The organism is Ketobacter sp. (genome assembly GCF_003671495.1).
Lineage (GTDB): Bacteria > Pseudomonadota > Gammaproteobacteria > Pseudomonadales > Ketobacteraceae > Ketobacter.
This window is the reverse complement of record NZ_RCHN01000037.1, coordinates 19709-38225: the sequence shown is the minus strand read 5'-3', so window position 1 is coordinate 38225 and position 18517 is coordinate 19709. Positions and strand designations below refer to the sequence as shown.

The 18517-nt window shown below is 58.4% G+C and carries 15 protein-coding genes; 11 read left to right on the top strand and 4 right to left on the bottom strand.

Annotated features, from left to right (window positions below; genetic code table 11):
• Window positions 1-37: 37 nt before the first annotated feature.
• The 5 genes from D9N14_RS17745 (at window position 38) to pyk (ending at window position 8872) form a co-directional block, all read left to right on the top strand.
• On the top strand, window positions 38-1624 hold the full coding sequence (locus tag D9N14_RS17745) for a fatty acid--CoA ligase (protein WP_290582206.1): 1587 nt from the start codon (window positions 38-40) through the stop codon (window positions 1622-1624).
• A gap of 189 nt (window positions 1625-1813) precedes the next feature.
• Window positions 1814-3058 carry an oxygenase MpaB family protein gene (locus D9N14_RS17740; RefSeq protein WP_290582204.1) on the top strand — a complete coding sequence of 415 codons (1245 nt, stop codon included), beginning with the start codon at window positions 1814-1816 and terminating at the stop codon, window positions 3056-3058.
• 244 nt (window positions 3059-3302) lie between these two features.
• Window positions 3303-5993, top strand: a complete 2691-nt coding sequence (acnA, locus tag D9N14_RS17735) for an aconitate hydratase AcnA (protein ID WP_290582202.1) — start codon at window positions 3303-3305, stop codon at window positions 5991-5993.
• 6 nt (window positions 5994-5999) lie between these two features.
• The gene (locus D9N14_RS17730; RefSeq protein WP_290582200.1) at window positions 6000-7385 is read left to right on the top strand and encodes a class II fumarate hydratase; all 1386 of its coding nucleotides are present in this window, start codon (window positions 6000-6002) and stop codon (window positions 7383-7385) included.
• A 35-nt stretch (window positions 7386-7420) separates the two neighbouring features.
• Window positions 7421-8872, top strand: coding sequence for a pyruvate kinase (gene pyk, locus D9N14_RS17725; RefSeq protein WP_317622642.1), 1452 nt, complete (start codon window positions 7421-7423; stop codon window positions 8870-8872).
• A 32-nt stretch (window positions 8873-8904) separates the two neighbouring features.
• Here pyk and D9N14_RS17720 read toward each other — a convergent pair whose 3' ends face one another.
• The 3 genes from D9N14_RS17720 to D9N14_RS17710 are packed head-to-tail and all read right to left on the bottom strand — an operon-like array spanning window position 8905 to window position 11089.
• Window positions 8905-9294 carry a hypothetical protein gene (locus D9N14_RS17720; protein ID WP_290582196.1) on the bottom strand — a complete coding sequence of 130 codons (390 nt, stop codon included), beginning with the start codon at window positions 9292-9294 and terminating at the stop codon, window positions 8905-8907.
• 58 nt (window positions 9295-9352) lie between these two features.
• Window positions 9353-10639, bottom strand: a complete 1287-nt coding sequence (locus tag D9N14_RS17715; RefSeq protein ID WP_290582194.1) for an acetyl-CoA hydrolase/transferase family protein — start codon at window positions 10637-10639, stop codon at window positions 9353-9355.
• Between the two features lie 9 nt (window positions 10640-10648).
• Window positions 10649-11089: a DUF2834 domain-containing protein gene (locus D9N14_RS17710; RefSeq protein WP_290582192.1), complete on the bottom strand. Its 441-nt coding sequence runs from the start codon at window positions 11087-11089 to the stop codon at window positions 10649-10651.
• A gap of 342 nt (window positions 11090-11431) precedes the next feature.
• On the opposite strand from D9N14_RS17710, the gene D9N14_RS17705 reads away from it, so the two are divergent.
• The 6 genes from D9N14_RS17705 (at window position 11432) to D9N14_RS17680 (ending at window position 17338) form a co-directional block, all read left to right on the top strand.
• Window positions 11432-12274 (top strand): peptidylprolyl isomerase, encoded by an 843-nt coding sequence (locus D9N14_RS17705; protein ID WP_290582190.1) that lies wholly within the window; start codon window positions 11432-11434, stop codon window positions 12272-12274.
• Window position 12275: 1 nt separating this feature from the next.
• Window positions 12276-13268, top strand: a complete 993-nt coding sequence (locus tag D9N14_RS17700; RefSeq protein ID WP_290582188.1) for a HupE/UreJ family protein — start codon at window positions 12276-12278, stop codon at window positions 13266-13268.
• Between the two features lie 116 nt (window positions 13269-13384).
• Entirely contained in the window at window positions 13385-15310 is a 1926-nt protein-coding gene (locus D9N14_RS17695) for a DUF3604 domain-containing protein (protein ID WP_290582186.1), read from the top strand.
• The gene (locus tag D9N14_RS17690; protein WP_290582184.1) at window positions 15307-15807 is read left to right on the top strand and encodes a hypothetical protein; all 501 of its coding nucleotides are present in this window, start codon (window positions 15307-15309) and stop codon (window positions 15805-15807) included. The genes D9N14_RS17695 and D9N14_RS17690 overlap by 4 nt, the downstream gene beginning before the upstream one ends.
• Window positions 15804-16655, top strand: a complete 852-nt coding sequence (locus tag D9N14_RS17685) for a hypothetical protein (RefSeq protein WP_290582182.1) — start codon at window positions 15804-15806, stop codon at window positions 16653-16655. Before D9N14_RS17690 ends, D9N14_RS17685 begins: the two co-directional genes overlap by 4 nt.
• A gap of 50 nt (window positions 16656-16705) precedes the next feature.
• A complete protein-coding gene (locus tag D9N14_RS17680) occupies window positions 16706-17338 on the top strand; it encodes a hypothetical protein (RefSeq protein WP_290582180.1) in 633 nt (210 codons plus the stop codon).
• 28 nt (window positions 17339-17366) lie between these two features.
• Here D9N14_RS17680 and D9N14_RS17675 read toward each other — a convergent pair whose 3' ends face one another.
• Entirely contained in the window at window positions 17367-18377 is a 1011-nt protein-coding gene (locus tag D9N14_RS17675; protein ID WP_290582178.1) for an AraC family transcriptional regulator, read from the bottom strand.
• Between the last annotated feature and the right edge of the window lie 140 nt (window positions 18378-18517).

Sequence of the window (18517 nt, the reverse complement as noted above, 5' to 3'; positions counted from 1 at the left end):
GGATTGCCCGCCGGCGCCATTTTAGAGGGAACCCAACATGCCATACTACCCGGAAATCAATAACCTGGGAGACATCGCTCGCTATCACGGCCAGCATCGCCCGGATGCCACGGCCTTTGTGTTCAAGGATCGGGTAACCGATTATCGCACCTACAACCTGAACACCAACCAGATTGCCAACGGCCTGCTGGCTGCGGACATTGCGCCCCAGTCCCGCGTTGCGGTGATGGGCAAAAACTCCGACTGGTACTATGAACTGCTGATCGGCGCCGCCAAGGCGGACATGGTGGTGGTGGGCATCAACTGGCGCCTGGCGCCACCGGAAGTGGCCTATATTCTCAACGACGCCGAAGCCCCGGTCTTGTTCCTGGAGCGTGAATTCCTGCCCATGTACGAAGCCATCAAGGGTGAGCTGGGGCATATCAAACAGGTTATCCTGCTGGAAGACAGCGACGATCAGTACCCCTGTTTCCCCCAATGGCGTGATGCGCAATCCGATGCAGACCCCGACGTGGAAGTGAAGCCTGACGATGTGGCGGTGCAGATGTACACCAGTGGCACCACCGGCCACCCCAAAGGCGTGATGGTGTCCCACCATGCGTTCTACGCCCTCAACCGGGTACAGGCGGAATCCGGCGAGCCGGAAGAAGAGTGGACCACCTGGACTGCAGAAGACGTCAGCCTGAATGCCATGCCCAACTTCCACATTGGCGGCACTGGTTGGGCGCTGATCGGTCTTTATGCCGGTGCCAAGAATGTGGTGCTGAGTGAATTCACCCCGGCCGGCTGCCTGCAGGCGATCCGCGACTTTGGCATCAGCAAGATGTTCATCGTGCCGGCGGCCATGCAGTTCGTGCTGGCAGACCCCACCTGCAAAGACACGGATTTCTCCACCCTGAAGTACATGGTCTACGGTGCCTCGCCAATCCCCCTGCCATTGCTGAAAAAAGCCATGGATGTGTTCCAGTGCGGCTTTATCCAACTCTACGGCATGACCGAAACCATCGGCTATGGCACTTACCTGCCGGCGGAAGATCACGATCCCAACGGCAACCCGCGCATGCGTTCTGCCGGCAAAACCCGCCCCGGGATCGAAGTGGAAATCAAGGACAACGACGGCAACCCGGTGCCCACCGGTACCATCGGCGAGATCTGCATCAAGTCTCCGTCCAATATGATCGGCTACTGGAAACGTCCGGATGCCACTGAGTCCACCCTCATCAATGGCTGGGTGCACACCGGTGACGCCGGGTACAAGGATGAAGACGGCTACGTTTACGTGCAGGACCGCATCAAGGACATGGTGGTGTCCGGTGGTGAGAACGTGTACCCCGCCGAAGTGGAAAGCGCCCTGTTCGGCATGGACGCCATCGCTGACGTGGCGGTGATCGGTGTGCCGGACGACAAGTGGGGTGAGGCGGTGAAAGCCTGTGTGGTGCTGAAGCCCGGTGCCCAGGCGACCCAGGATGAGATCATTGCCTTCGCCAAACAGAAAATTGCTGGATACAAGGTGCCCAAGTCCGTGGATTTCATGGACGTGCTGCCCCGCAACCCCTCCGGCAAGCTGCTGAAGCGGGAGCTGCGCAAGCCCTACTGGGAAGGCCGGGAACGTCAAGTAAACTAAGTTCGAGCCAAAGTATACATCTTGTTTCGAAGCTGATCCCTTGCTAAGCTCGATAGAACTGGCGGGTTCTGGTTGCGGCCGGACCCGCCTTTCTTTTGCGGTGCCTTGCGTGAACGCCGATACGTCACAATAAAATTTACACACCGAAGGCACCCTTTTCATCGGCAATACCTGTGCGAGGGAAATTCCATGAACATGAGTGCCAGCCACCACATCCGTTACGTCTCCCGTATGGGTGACCCCAATCGATCCAGACTCAAGCCTGTGCGGCGCCTGTTCCGCCTGATGTACGGCAGCGACCCTCATCCCACCACCGCGCAAATGCAGGATATCGAGCGTCACATGCTGATGGGGGATGCCCTGGCGGATGCCGTGGTGCAGATGTACAAAGACCTGCCCACCGGTCAGGGCCGCAAGCTGGTGGACCAGGCCCTGGAGCAGGGTATCGACAGTGTGGACAATCCACCCCAGCCCCTGATCGACCTGTTTGCCCAGGTGGACGATGAGCCCATCTGGCTGGACCGGGACAAACTCAAACTGGGCTGTGAGGTCTCCCGGCGGGTTGGCCCCTTTGGCGAACTGGTGTTGCGCAACCTGGCGTTGATGGGCGGCTATCTGGGCGGTGCCGCCGCCAAGCCTCTGGTGTTCACCGGTCAGCTGGATCGCATGACGCCCCGCCGTTTGGTGGAGACCGGCAAATTCTGGATGGACGTGACCACTGTCGGCGGCCTGGAACGGGATCAGGAAGGCTTCAAAAGCGCGGTGCGGGTGCGGCTGATGCATGCCCAGGTACGTCGCATGCTGTTGGAGTCCGGCAAGTGGAACAGCGAGTGGGGCCACCCCCTGAACCAGTGGGACAGCATGGCCACCATCCTGGAGTTTTCCTCGATCTTTCTTACCGGCCTGCGGGCCATGGGCTTTCTGTTCAGCAAGCGGGAGCGGGAGGCAGTGATTCACCTGTGGCGTTATGTGGGTTACCTGATGGGGGTGGAAGAGCGGGTGCTGCCGGCCAACGAAGCGGATTCCATGCGCGCGCTGTACCATGTGATGGCCACCGTGTGCGAACCGGATGAAGATTCCCTGCGCCTGGGGCAATCTCTGGCCAGCGCGCCGCCGACCCTGGACGGTGAAGGCCCGCTGCTGCAACGACTGGGTGATCTGGAGCAGACCCTGCGGGCGGGCTATACCCGCTATGTGCTGGGGGATGTGGCAGGGGATCGCCTGGGTCTGCCCAAGGTGCGTTGGGCCAAATACTTCTGGCCGGCGCAGGTGCCGTTGCGGGTGGGCTCCGAGTTGTTGCGCAAGTCCATCCCGGGCGCCAATCAACTGTTGGTGAAACTGGGTGAGAAGGCCGCTGCGGAGGAGTTCACTGCACGCATCAAAGCCACCCGGGCGGATACGACTTTTACGCCGGTTTCCAGCCTGGCGCGGTAATCTCGGGCCTGCCGAAGGCTCTGGCGGGCACCTTCATGACCGAACCGGCGAATGACCGGCGAATAATGAAGGTGCCAACGTCTTGCCGGGGCGGATGTGCAGAAGCCTGCCTCTGGTTTGACATCCCCGCTCGCAACCTTCACCATGAAAAAGACCTAGTCACCCGCTCGCAGAAACCCGTTACCGGGTTTGCTGTCTAACAGCTGCAATTGCGTAACCGTCTGCTTGGCAAAGGAGGGTTTCTATGTCCGCCACCGTGAACGACTCGTTCCATACCCGCGATCAACTTCAGGTTGACGACCACACCTACCACTTTTTCAACCTCAGCAAATTGCAACAGAACGGACACGAATCCGTCGCCCAACTGCCTTACTCGCTCAAGGTGCTATTGGAAAACCTGTTGCGTAATGAAGACGGGCGTTCTGTCACTCCGCTGCACATTGAAGCCCTCCTGGCCTGGCCGCAAACCCGCAGTTCCCGTCAGGAAATCGCCTATCGACCGGCCCGGGTATTGATGCAGGATTTTACCGGTGTGCCAGCGGTGGTGGATTTGGCGGCCATGCGCGATGCCGTAGCCAAAGCCGGCAAGGACCCGGCGCTGATCAATCCACTCAGTCAGGTGGACCTGGTCATCGACCACTCGGTGATGGTGGATCGGTTCGCCGATGCGTCCGCCTATCAGGATAACGTTGCCATTGAAATGGAGCGCAATCAGGAGCGCTACCAGTTTCTGCGCTGGGGGCAGAGCGCCTTCAATAATTTTCGTGTGGTGCCGCCGGGTACCGGCATCTGCCATCAGGTGAACCTGGAATACCTGGCCAAGGTGGCCTGGACCCAGGAGGTTGACGGCGAGCCGTTTGTTTACCCGGATACGTTGGTGGGCACCGACAGTCACACCACCATGGTCAACGGCCTGGGCGTGCTGGGCTGGGGCGTGGGCGGAATCGAGGCGGAAGCCGCCATGTTGGGCCAGCCGGTGTCAATGCTGATCCCGGAAGTGGTGGGGTTTGAGTTGACAGGTGCACTGCGTGACGGTGTGACCGCCACCGACCTGGTACTCACCGTGGTGCAAATGCTGCGGCAGCACGGTGTGGTTGGGAAATTTGTGGAGTTCTATGGCACCGGGCTGGATCAACTGCCGTTGGCGGACCGTGCCACCATTGCCAACATGGCGCCGGAATATGGGGCCACCTGCGGGTTTTTCCCGGTGGACGATGAAACCCTGCGTTACCTGCGTTTGTCCGGACGCAGTGAACATCAGGTGCAGCTGGTGGCGGAATACTGCCAGGCACAGGGGCTGTGGCGGGATGAGCGCCACCCCCGTGTGTACAGCAGCAACCTGACGCTGGATATGAGCGGAGTGGTGCCCAGTGTTGCCGGCCCCAAGCGCCCGCAGGATCGTGTTCCCCTGCCACAACTGGGCAAAGCGGTGTCGGATATGATCAATCTGTCCGGCCGTATGCAACCCAATCGGGTGGCCGTGCCCGGAAGCGACTACACACTGGGGGACGGGGATGTGGTGATTGCCGCCATCACCTCCTGCACCAACACCTCCAATCCGGCGGTGATGCTGGCGGCAGGGCTGGTGGCGCAAAAGGCCCTGGCCAAAGGTCTGGTGCGCAAACCCTGGGTCAAGACATCATTGGCGCCGGGCTCCAAAGTTGTGACTGAATACCTGGCCAAAGCGGGCTTGCAGTCGGCGCTGGATCAGCTGGGGTTCAATCTGGTGGGCTACGGCTGCACCACCTGCATCGGCAACTCCGGCCCCCTGCCGGACCCCATCGAAGCGGCCATCGAGGCGGGCCAGCTTACGGTGTGCTCGGTGTTGTCCGGTAACCGCAATTTTGAGGGCCGCATCCACCCCCGGGTGCGCGGCAACTGGTTGGCATCGCCGCCGCTGGTGGTGGTGATGGCACTGGCCGGCACCACGTTGTTGAACCTGGAGCAGGACCCGGTGGGCGAGAACGCCCAGGGTGAAAAAATTTATCTGCGGGACATCTGGCCCAGCAATGCCGAAATCCAGCAGGCCATGGCCAATGTATCCGATGCCATGTTCCGGGAGCAGTATGCGGATGTATTCAGCGGTGATGCCCAGTGGCAGTCCATCAAGGCGGAACCCAGTAAAACCTATCCCTGGCAGGACAGCTCCACCTACATACAGAATCCACCGTTTTTTGCTGCAGACCAACAGCACGAGGTGGCGGACATCCATGCCGCACGAATACTGGCCCTGCTGGGTGACAGTATCACCACGGATCATATTTCACCGGCGGGCAGCATTGCCGAGGCCAGCCCTGCCGGCCGTTACCTGTTGCAGCACGGTGTGACCAAAGCGGAATTCAATTCCTATGGCTCCCGCCGTGGCAATCACGAAGTCATGATGCGGGGCACCTTCGCCAATGTGCGCATCAAAAACGAAATGTGCCCTGGGGTGGAAGGCGGTGTCACCCGGATGCAGCTGGAAGCATCCGAGCGCTACGCCACAGAACTGTCCATTTACGACGCTGCCATGGAATATCAGCAGAGCGGGGTGCCCCTGGTGGTGATCGCCGGGCGGGAATATGGCACCGGTTCGAGCCGGGACTGGGCGGCGAAAGGCACCCGCTTGCTGGGCGTAAAGGCGGTGATTGCGGAAAGTTTTGAACGCATTCACCGCTCCAACCTGGTGGGGATGGGGGTGTTGCCGCTGGAATTTCCTGAGGGGGTTAACCGCACCACTCTGCAGTTGGATGGCACTGAGCAGATCGACCTTGAGGGCATCAGTGCAATGGCACACAGTGGTTCCGCGCCCCAAACCATCACCATGACCGTTACCCGCAAGGATGGCCGTCGTGAGTGCTGCGAACTGAATTGTCGCCTGGATACGGACGATGAGTTCCAGTACTTCATGAGTGGGGGTATTCTGCATTTCGTATTGCAACAGTTAGTCGGGTGAAATGAGATGGAATGGCGAACCGAAGCCGATGCCATGGGGACGGTGCAGGTGCCGGTACAGGCCCTGTGGGGTGCCCAGACGCAAAGAGCCCTGACCCATTTCCAGATTGGCGATGACCGCTTTCCGCCGCTGTTCATCCGGCAGTATGCGCTGCTGAAGAAAGCGGCGGCCCGGGCCAACGTGGAATTGGAAAAACTGGCACAGGATCTGGGTCTGCTCATCGAGCAGGCCTGTGATGAAATCATCGCAGGGGAGCACGCTGATCAGTTCCCCCTGGCGGTGTGGCAGACCGGCAGCGGCACCCAGACCAACATGAACCTGAACGAGGTGATAGCCAACCGGGCCAATGAATTGGCTGGTCAACCCCGGGGGCAGCGGGCGCCGGTACATCCCAACGATCATGTGAATCTTTCCCAGTCTTCCAATGACACCTTTCCCACTGCCATGCATCTTACCCTGGTACAGGCATGGTTGACGCAACTGGCACCGGCGCTGACGCAAGTGCTGCACACCGTGCAGCAGAAGCAACAGCAATTCCAACACCGGATCAAAAGCGGGCGTACCCATATGATGGATGCCACCCCGGTTACTCTGGGTCAGGAATTCAGTGGTTATTACCATCAACTCCATTACGCCCAGGCGCAACTGGAGGCGGTGCAGGCCTCGTTGCAGGTGCTGGCCATCGGCGGCAGTGCCGTGGGCACCGGCCTGAATACCCATCCCCGTTGGGCCGCAACGGTGGTGCGCCACCTGGTGGAACTTACCGGCATCGGGTACAGCGTGGCGCCTAATCCGTTCTCCATGCTGGCCAGTCACGATGCCCTGGTGGATCTGCATGGGCGCATCAAGTTACTGGCCACCGTGCTCTATAAAATGGCGGCGGATCTGCGCTTGATGAGCAGCGGGCCGCGTTGTGGCCTGGGGGAAATCACACTGCCTGCCAATGAGCCCGGCAGCTCCATCATGCCCGGCAAAGTGAACCCCACCCAGATTGAAGCGCTGACCATGGTGTGCCTGCGGGTGATGGGTAATGACAGCGTGATCACCATGGCCAACAGTCAGGGTCAGTTTGAACTCAATGTGTACAAACCTCTGCTGCTGCACACCCTGTGGGAATCCATGGGGCTGCTCAGCGATGCCATGGTCAGCTTCAATCAATACTGTCTGCAGGGCATTGACGCCAACGCCGATCAGTTGGACACGTATCTGGAGCAATCGCTGATGCTGGTGACCGCACTCACGCCGCACATTGGTTACGACAACGCCGCCGCCGCGGCAAAATGGGCGCACGAGCACAACGCCTCCCTGAAACAGGCTGTTATAACATTGGGTTTTCTAAATGGGGCCGATTACGATAAATTAGTGGTTCCTGCCAAAATGCTGTCACCTTGATGGCGTTATGCTCCGGACAACCATGCCTAGGGGGAATAAAGGTGCGTCGTACCAAAATTGTGGCTACCGTGGGGCCCGCCTGCGATAGCGAAGTCATGCTCAAAGCCCTGATCGAAGCGGGTGTTAATGTATTCAGGCTGAATTTTTCCCATGGCAGCGCAGATCATCATCAGGCCGTCGGCGAGCGCATTCGTAAGGTGGCGGCCCAGCTGGACACGTGTGTGGCCATCCTGGTGGATCTGCAAGGGCCGAAGATCCGCATCGCCCGTTTCAAAAGCGGTGAGATCACGCTGCACAAAGGCGATGCCTTTATTCTGGATGCGGCCATGGATGAAAGCGCCGGTGATCAGCAGGCGGTGGGGCTTGCCTACAAGGAACTGCCCAATGATTGCGAGGCCGGTGACACCCTGCTGCTCAATGACGGCCTGATTGAGCTGGCGGTGGAAAAGGTGGCAGGCCCTGCGGTGCATTGCCGGGTGGTACTGGGTGGTGTGCTCAGTGATAAAAAAGGCGTCAACCGCAAGGGTGGCGGACTCACCGCCAAGGCGCTCACGGACAAGGATCGCGCTGACATCGTGACGGCAGCCGCTATGGATGTGGATTATGTTGCCATTTCGTTTCCGCGGGATGCCGCCGATGTGCATGAAGCCCGTGAACTCTACCGGCAAGCCGGCGGTTGCGGTGGACTGGTGGCCAAGATCGAGCGGGCCGAAGCGGTGGCAGAAGATGCCACCCTGGATGACATTATTCTGGCGTCCGATGGTGTGATGGTGGCGCGGGGTGATCTGGCGGTGGAAATCGGTGACGCCGAGTTGGTGGGCGTGCAAAAGCACATCACGTTCCGTGCCCGGCAATTGAACCGCTTTGTCATCACCGCCACCCAGATGATGGAATCCATGATCAGCAATCCACAACCGACCCGGGCGGAAGTTTCGGATGTGGCCAACGCGGTGTTGGATGGTACTGATGCGGTGATGCTGTCAGCCGAAACCGCCACCGGACAATTTCCACTGGCCACCGTGCAGGCCATGAACCGCATCATCCTGGGGGCGGAACGTTCCCATCAGATGCGCGATCAGTGGCGGCGGGATGATCACGTGCCGGACCGCATCGATGAATCCATTGCCACCGCGGCCATGTATGTGGCCAATCGGTTGCCGGGGGTGAAAGCCATCATCGCCATGACGGAAACCGGCTCCACGCCCATCATGATGTCGCGGATTCGTTCCGGCCTGCCCATCGTGGCCTTCACTCCCCATGCGGCCTGCCAACGCCGCCTGACAGTGTATCGCGGAATTCAGACGGTCAACTTTGACAGCGCCACGGTGCCGCCGGTGGAAGTGAATCAGAAAGCGGTGGATGTGTTGCTGGAGCAGGGGGTGGTGACGGCCGGTGACAAAGTGATTCTCACCAAGGGCGATTTTGTTAACGTCAACGGTGGCACCAACACTCTGAAAGTGGTGGAAGTGGGCGGCGTGATTCTGTAACCGCCACCCGCTTCAGTTGCCCCGTTATGATGTTATTGGGCGGGGCAGCTTTCCAGAGTGGGCAGAGGCTGAGGATTGCCGCCTTCCATTACATAGAACATCTGGTGATCCCGATAGGCGGTGTAAACGGTGTAGGTGACCCCCGACATTTTCTGGGCGGCCTTGGGCACGTTCTGCGCATCAAAGTAGTAGGACGTGCCCCCTTCGGTGACTTCAAGGCATTTATATTTCCAGGTGATTTTTACGGTCTCGTCGGCGTTGACCTTCCAGGTGGTCTCATCCGGGCCTTTCCCGGTCACGGTAATATTCTTCCCACTTTTGTTGTCCACCATTCCACTCCAGTAGATGGTGCAACCCTGGGCCAGTGCCGCAATCAATGCCACGGTCATGATCTTCAGCGCGTTGCTTGTTAAGGTGTTCATCTTTTGTTCTCCTATGGGCTTTTAAAAATACGTTCCAAGGGACTCACCTTAACCCAATTCATGGCAGGCGGATACGCCAAAACTCGAAGGCCTGCCGGGCCAGTTGTTCCCGAAAATCCGGATGGGCGATGCCGATCAGGGCCCGGGTGCGTTCCCGCAGGCTTTTGCCGCGCAGGTTGGCGATGCCGTATTCCGTCACCACATGGTGGACGCTGCCCCGGGGTGTCACCACCCCGGAGCCCAGCTCCAGCACTGGCACGATGCGGGAGTATTTGCCGCCGCCGGCGGTGGAGGGGAAGGCGATGATGGAGCGGCCATGCTCGGACAAGCTGGCGCCCATGACAAAATCCAATTGCCCGCCCACACCGGAATAAATGTGGGTGCCCAGGGAGTCTGCGCAGATCTGACCGGAAAGATCCACCTGCAGGGCGCTGTTGATGCTGACCATGTTGGGATTGCCGCAGATGGTCTCGATGCTGTTGATGTATTCAATATCCAGGAACGCCACTTCGGAATTGTCATCCACAAAGTCGTAGAGTTGCTTGCTGCCCATCACGAACCCCGTCACCAGTTTGCCCGGGTGCTTGCGTTTGCGGCTGTTATCAATCACGCCGCTTTCGCACAGGGGAACCACGCCATCGGAAAACATTTCCGTGTGAATGCCCAGGTGTTCGTGTTGTCGCAGGCAGGCCAGGGTGGCGTCGGGAATATCGCCAATACCCATCTGCAGGCAGTCGCCATCATCAATCAGTGTGGAGACCTGCTGCCCGATGCGGCGGTTAACCTCGCTCAGCACTGATGGGCTGTGCTCCGGCATGGGCAGGTCCTGTTCATAGGCGATGTTGATCTGGTTCAGGTGAATGAACGCATCCCCATGGGTGCGGGGCATGCTTGGGTTGATGTGGGCAATCACCGTGCTGGCCACTTCGCAGGCAGCGCGGGTGGCTTCCACGGAAATGCCGAGGGAGCAGATGCCGTGGCGGTCCGGTGGGGCAACCTGCACCAGGGCCACATCAATCGGTTGTTCGCGGCGGCGGAACAGTCGTGGAATCTCTGACAGGGAAATGGGAATGTAGTCTGCTTTGCCTTCCTGGATCAGCTGTCGGTTGTACTGGCTGGCGAAATAGGCCTTGGGTGCCAGGTGGCCGCCATCCACGGCTTTGGCCAGGCCCTCTGCGTGTTCCAGGTGCAGTTGGTAGAGTTCAATGTTGCGGTGCTGCAGGGCATGTTCTGCCAGGGCATCCAGTAACACCCAGGGGGTCGCGGCCATGGAGTGCACCCAGATCCGTTGTCCGGAGCGAATATTTTTTACCGCCTCCAGGGCGGAATCCACGAACACTGTCATTGCAATTCCTTATTTGAGATAGAGCCATACCCCGGTGCCCAGGGTCACCACCCCGAGCAACACCAGAATGGCAATATCATACGCCTTCAAGGTGACCTCTGTATTGCGGCGCTCGGCGGAGAGGTGCTTTTCCCGCATGGCCAGAAACACCGGGACAGCAAAGCTGATTCCGATGAAGGTGGCGATGGCAATGTAGCCCCACACATAGCGTATCCCCAGGCGGCGGCTTTCCAGCACCATCCAGATTTCCACTGCCAAGGCCAGGAACAGAATGTCGACCGCCAGAAAGGTGCTGGCCGGATTGGCGTTCACCAGCGCGTCTTTCCAGAATTGGATGTTGGCGTCGAGGATGCCGCCACCCATGTAGCTGGGAATGTGTACCCAGGTGAGCACAAGGGCACACAGCCCGATGCAAAGGTAGAGATAGAACAGCGCTGAGTTATTGTGCATGAGTAGATCCTTGAATAGATGGAGCGTTGTTGAAATACGTCTTTCCATGAGTGGCGTCAACAGGAATGCCATCATTCCATGTTATGAATGTGATCTCCAGAAGAGGTTGGGGTTGTGTTTACATATGGAGCAGACCGCATTACTATCCAAATGAAAATAATTCTTAGTGATGCGTCCTGTTGTCGCCACCTTGTTAGCCGGCGCAGTGAGTCCTGAGCGGAAGGGTGAATCCGTCAGTGCTTGCCGTTGTATACCTGTAGCCGAAGCCCAAATTAATGCCCATCTGATTCAAGGGGCCAATGCTGTTCAAGACTCTGTTTCATTGCAAGACAGGAGAACCACGTGCATCCGCTTTCTGTGCATCCTATTTTCAGGGAACCCATCCTGCACTTTCTGCTGATAGGGGCTGTGCTCTTCGGGCTCTATGGGTGGGTGAATCCGGATGCAGCCTCACCGACGGGTGAAATTCGTGTGGACCAGGGTCGCATCGACCAGCTTGCGGCGCAGTTCGAAAAGTCCTGGCAACGCCCCCCCAGTGCGGATGAATTGCAGCAGCTGATCGACGACTTCATCGTGGAGGAAATTTTTTACCGGCAGGCGTTAGCCCTGGGTCTGGACGCAGATGACCGGGTGATCCGGCGCCGACTGCGCCAGAAAATGGAATTTCTCACCACCGAAGCGGCCCGCTTTTATGAAGCCACGGATGCCGAGTTGAGCGCATACCTGCAGCAGCATCCGGATAAATTTCAAAGCGGGAGCCAGTTCAGCTTCGAACAGGTGTTTTTCAAAGGGCAGGAGCCGCAGCTGGCAACGCGCATCCAGGCCGCTGAACAGGCATTACGGGCAAACCAGCCGGTGACAGGGGATGCCACCTTGCTCCCCGGCTTCGTCGCCCTGAGCCCGGCATACGATATCGACAGTTGGTTTGGCGACGGCTTCAGCGCGCAGCTGGAGTCATTGGCGATTGACCAGTGGAGCGCGCCGATTCAGTCCGAATATGGTGTTCATCTGGTGAAGTTGCTGGCCAGGCAAGCGCCGCGCTTACCAAGACTGGCCGAGATCCGGCCGACGGTAGAGCGGGAATGGCGTAACCACAAGAACCAGGAAGTAAAGTCCGCCATGATTGAGCGCCTGAAGTCGGGCTACAGCATTGTGGTGGAAACCCACGCAGAAGGCAGGATTTAGCATGCGCCTGTTTCTGCTGCTGACGGTTATGTTGTTTGCAGTCACCCGGGTCCAGGGCGATGATCTGCGCCCCGCCTATCTTCAGCTGACTGAAATCAGCCCCGCAGTCATCGAGGTGTTGTGGAAAGTGCCGGCGCAGGGGGGCAATCAGAGGCTGGCGCTGAATGTGCTGCTCGACGGGCAAGCCGAACCCCGGGCGGATGTGATGGACGGCTTTATCGGCGATGCCCACTTGCAGCGTTGGACCCTGCCACGAGACGGTGGCCTGGCGGGTCTGGCGGTGAAGATCGAGGGGTTGGTGGCATCCTCAGCCGAAGTGTTGGTGCGGGTGGAATACCTGGATGGGGCGAGTACTGTGCACCGCCTGACCCCGGATGCACCTCATTACAGCGTGGGAGTGGCGGGCGGATTACGGGAGGTGATCGTCGCGTATTTCCAGCTTGGGGTGGAACACATTTTGGGTGGCCTGGATCACCTGCTGTTTGTGCTGGTGTTGGTGATGCTGGTCACGGATCTCCGCAAACTGGTGTGGACCATCACCGCGTTTACGCTTGCACACAGCATTACCCTGAGCCTGGCGGCGTTGGCGCTGGTGCGGGTCCCGGTGCCGCCAGTGGAAGCCTGCATTGCCCTGAGTATCTTGTTTGTGGCGGCGGAGGTAGTGCGCTCCCAGCGAGGCGTGCCCAGCTCCACAGCCCGCTGGCCCTGGATGGTGGCGTTCAGCTTCGGGCTGTTGCATGGCCTCGGTTTTGCAGCGGCACTGGGGGAAATCGGATTGCCGCCGGGGGATGTGCCGGCGGCCCTGTTGTTCTTCAATCTGGGGGTGGAGGCAGGTCAGCTGTTGTTTGTGGCTGTCATATTGGTTTTGGCCTGGTTGGTTAAAGTGATGATGGGCGGGGCAACGCAGCGGTGGCCCAGGCACTTGGCCGCGTATGGCATTGGCTCCATGGCCGCATTCTGGACCATTGAGCGAACATTGAGTTTTTGGGGATGACGGGCTTGTGGCGGAACCGCTGGGGGCGAGGCATCACCGCCCGTTCCTGCCGCAGCGGCCCGCAAAGCAAATTTGAATGCACGGGCAATCCACTGAACCTGAAAAGGAGTTTTATCGTGAAACGTTTTCGACACCTGACACTGATCGGCCTGACCGGTCTGCTGGCCAATGTGAGCTATGGCGGTATGGACGCCGGAGCACTGGATCAGAAAACCGCCGAGAAAGTCCACGGCGGCAAGTCGTACTCCCCGTACGTCAATCGCAGTTTTCCCACCCGCCCCTATTTTGGCGACACCCACCTGCATACCGGGTTTTCCATGGATGCCGGTGCCTTTGGCGCAAAACTCACGCCCCGGGATGCCTATCGTTTTGCCCGTGGTGAGCAGGTGATGGCATCCTCCGGCCAGCCTGCAAAGCTGGCGCGGCCACTGGATTTTCTGGTGGTATCGGACCATTCCGACAACATGGGCATGTTCCCGGATCTGTATGCCGGAAAGCCGAACATTCTGGCGGACCCCGTCGGCAAAAAATGGTACCAGATGATCCAGAACGGGCAGGGGCCGGCGGCGGCCATGGATTTGATCGGGCGTTTTTCCCAGGGTACTTTTCCCAAGGCATTGATGTACTCGCCAGGTACTGCACCCTACAAGGCCGCTTGGCAGGAAACCATTGCAGCGGCTGAGGCCTACAACGAGCCCGGCCGCTTTACTGCGTTTATCGGTTACGAATGGACCTCCCTGGTGAAAGGCAACAACCTGCACCGCAATGTGATCTTTCGCGATAACGGCGACAAGGCCAGCCAGGTGGAGCCCTTTACCGTGTATCCACCGGCGGGCAGCGATAATCCGGTGGACCTGTGGAAATGGATGCAGAACTATGAGGACAAAACCGGCGGCCGGGTGTTGGCCATTCCCCACAACGGCAATCTGAGTAACGGGATGATGTTCCCGGTGGAGAAAGCCTTCGGCAAGCGCCTCAACAAAGAGTATGTGCAGCAGCGGGCAAAATGGGAGCGGCTGTATGAAGCCGCCCAAACCAAAGGCGATGGTGAATCCCATCCTTACCTTTCCCCCAACGATGAGTTTGCGGATTTTGAAACCTGGGACAAGACCAACCTGGATGGCAGTGTGCCCAAAACCAAAGACATGCTGGCCGGAGAATATGTGCGCAGCGCCCTGAAGAACGGTCTGAAGCTGGAAGAAAAATACGGCACCAACCCCTATAAGTTCGGTATGGCGGGGGGCAGTGATGCTCACACCGGCCTGACGGCGATGGAGGAGGAAAACTTTTTTGGTAAAACCACGCCCCAGGAGCCGAGCCCGGAACGCATCAAAGGCCTGTTCGTGAATAACAAGAAAACCGGCGTGGTGGTGTATGACTGGGAAGTGGGCGCCGCCAGTTACACCGCCGTGTGGGCCGAGGAGAATACCCGGGCAGCACTGTGGGATGCCATGGAGCGCAAGGAAACCTACGTAACCACCGGACCGCGTATGGTGGTGCGGTTCTTTGGTGGCTGGGATTTTGTAGCGGCGGATGCCAACACCCGCAATCCTGCGGACGTGGGTTACGTAAAAGGGGTTCCCATGGGCGGAGACCTGCAGAACGCTCCGCAGGATACCGCGCCGTCTTTCCTGGTGGCGGCCCTGCGTGACCCCATCGGCGCCAACCTGGATCGCATTCAGATTGTAAAAGGCTGGCTGGATGGCAAGGGTGAGTTGCAGGAAAAAGTCTATGACGTGGCCTGGAGCGATCAGCGCACACCCGGCAGTGACGGCAAGCTGCCGCCGGTGGGCAGTACGGTGGACCTGGAAAACGCCACCTGGACCAACACCATCGGTGCGCCGGAGCTGATCCAGGTTTGGCAGGACCCGGATTTCGATCCCAAGCTGCGGGCGTTCTACTATGTCCGGGTCATCGAAATTCCAACCCCCCGTTGGACCGCCTATGACCAGAAGCGTTTTGGCGTGAAGGCGCCGGAAAACGCCCGTTTGACCATTCAGGAGCGGGCTTATACATCCGCCATCTGGTATACCCCTGGATGAAGCAGGCGCTGACATGGCTGGGCCACGAATTCAAAAAAATGCTGCCGGCTGCGGTGTTTTTTCTGGTGACGTTTCATATGATTGCCATCACCGAGGCCATGGTGATGGATGCCAATGGATTGACCGTGGCCAAGGCGTCCACGGCCACTGTGGCTGCATTGCTGGTGGCCAAGGCGATTCTGGTGGTGGACAGCCTTTCCATCGCCCGTCATTTTGACCGCATTATCTGGCATAACATCATCTGGCGCACCGGCCTGTTCTACCTGGTCACATTGCTGTTCCATATGCTGGAAAAGCTGGCGAGTGTTTTTTTGCGGCCCGGTACGGACACATTTGCGGTAGAATTGGCCTCGGAGTGGGTTTCCTGGCAACACTTCGCCGTGGTGCAGATGTGGTTGGTCGTGCTGATCAGCCTGTTCACCCTGCTGCGGGAAACCATACAGCTGGTAGGACATGACCAAATCGTTCGATTGATCACGCAAGAGAGGCCGACATGAATTCAAAAGCCATCGCCCTGTTGGGGTTAAGCCTGTTGTGGATAACGCCGTGGGCGAGTGCTGAAAACAGCCTCAGTGACTATGCGATGAGTGAGCGGTTCTATGTCTCGTTCGGGGGCTACAATGTATTCCGGGCCGACTCCTCCATCTCCCTGGTGGACAGTGATCTGGGGGCTGGCGTGGCGCTGAGCCCAACCGATACCTTGGGCCTGGATATCGAAACCACGGTATTGAAACTGGATGGCTACTATCGTTTGTCGCCCACTGGCAAGATTGGTTTTTCCTGGTACCGGATTGATACCGAATCCTCCAAACGTCTGGAAAGCTCGGTGGACTGGGTGAATCCGGATGGGGAACAGATCACCATTGCTGCGGGCAGCCAGATGGAAAGCTCGCTCATTTACGATGTGATGAAGTTGGGTTACTACTGGTCCTTTTATCACAATGAAAAGGTGGAATTGAGTGCGGGTGGGGGATTTCACATTTCCCGTTTCCAGGTGGATCTGGACGTGGAAACCGACTCCAATGGCAATCCGGTATCCCAGGACAGCGGAAACGTGGCCCAGACCCTGCCACTCCCCACCGTTGGCATTGGCGTCAATTACCGAGTCAATCCCGATCTGTACTGGTATCTCAGTGCCGAAGGTTTTTATCTAACCTACGATGATTGGGATGGCTCCTATACTGAAGTGCAGCTGGGGCTGGAGTACGCAGTACTGGATCACGTGGGCGTGGGGATTGCCTTCGTCGGCAATAGCCTGAATGCATCCGAAGATACACCGGAATACAAATTGAAATACCACAACCAGTTTAATGGTGTGAACTTTTACGTGTCCTGGTTCATGTAGGCGCGGCACCATTGTGCAGGGAATTTAACCAAACAGCAGGAGTGCAATGTATGAAAATCAATCGATCCAATATGGCAGGCGTAGGCAGCAGTTTGTTGATTCTGCTTGCCGCCGGTGGTTGTGCGTCACAGCCGCCGGAAGATACCGGTCCTCTGACGGTGGACGTGGATGAATCCGTTGTGGTGGAGCCGGGTGTGCCGGGTGGGATCGGCTCTCGAATCATGACCCTCACTGCCGAAGTGGAGGCCATCAATCACAAGAAGCGCAGCGTGACCTTGGTGGACGCTGACGGCAACCGTCAAACTCTGACCGTAGGGCCTGAAGTGGCCAACCTCGACCAGGTGCAGAAAGGGGATATGGTGCGGGTGGCCTATGCGGAGGAGCTGCTGGTGTATGTGAAGGAACCGGGCGACCCCGAAACCGATGCCATGGATGCAGGCGCGGTCGTGGCCACTGCCCCTGAAGGCGATAAGCCGGCAGGCCTGGCAGCCGGCTCAGTGCAGGTGACGGCCACCATTTCTGCTGTGGATCAGAAGAGCCACACGGCGATTCTGATGTTCCCTGACGGCGAAAAACGCATGGTGCCAGTGCGCGACGACGTGGAAATCAAACCGGAATATGTGGGCCGCGAAGTGGTGATCCGCATTTCCAAGGCGCTTGCCATGTCGGTGGATAAACTCTGATGCCGCAGGGCTCGGCGGGGCGGTTTGATCAGGCGTCGCTGAGTCCTTTGCTGCCGGCTGAGTCGGTTTGCTGGTCATGCTGACGGCGGCCACAGGTCTGGGCCGGCATTTCCCCGAACAAGCGGTAGTACTCCCGGGCGAAGCGCCCTTCGTGGTGCAGGCCGCAGGCTAACGCCACATCAAAAATGCGTTGGTGTGGTTCAATGCGCAGCAGTCGGCGCCGGGCCTCCATGTATCGAATCCGTTTTAGATATTGCTTGGGCGTGGTGTTGTAGTATTCCACAAATCCGGCATGCAGGGTGCGCTCTGTGCAACCCAGAGCCTCACACAGGTCGGCGATGGAAAATAACTCGTCGTAATGATTGCAGATAAATTCCCGCGCGGCCTTCGCCACCTGGCGTTTGTGGGTGCGGTTCTCCCGGCGCAGCTCGGTAGAGACCGACAGCAGCAGGTTCTCACTCGCATACCGTTCCAGGGACATGGAAAAGCCCGCTGTTTGCAGCAGGGAGGGCTCTTTCATCACGCGCATAATGTGGTGCACAATGCCGCCTGCCAGATCGAGGCCGGATTGCTGGCCCCCCAACTGCAACCGATAATTGCGGTGGCGGCGGTACACGGGCTCCCCCAGCAGAGCCTGCAGCATGCGCTCGATCCAGTTCAGTTCGAAGGCCACCACCAGCATGGAAAAATGGTCCCGCACGATCATGTCCACTTCCTGCCCGGCGCTCATGACCAGTAACTCATCCGCTTTAAAGGCCTGCAGGCTGAAACGCACCGGGTGTGGCATGGCTACCGGTAAACCAAAGCACAGGCAACCCGCCGGAATCGGCCCCATGACATGGGTACTGGAACCGTAATTGACCCAGTTCATTTGCATATGGCAGCCATACAGCTGGGTGAACTCTGATTTGAACGGACCTTTGCCCACGTGCACATACTGGGCGATCCAGGGCTCCGCCAGTTTCTCCATTTGTACCGGGTCATTGCATGTTTCGTGGCGAATAACACCATCGCGGAAATCCAGTTCTTTCAGATCCACAGAAGACACTCGTGCAGTTTTTGGATGTTTTGCAGTAAAGTATAGTGATAAGATTTGCGCCGATAAATACAAAAGATGGGTGACTTCAGGTTGGGATGCCGGGGCCCGTTGACTTTCATCGCTCATATACATTTTACGAA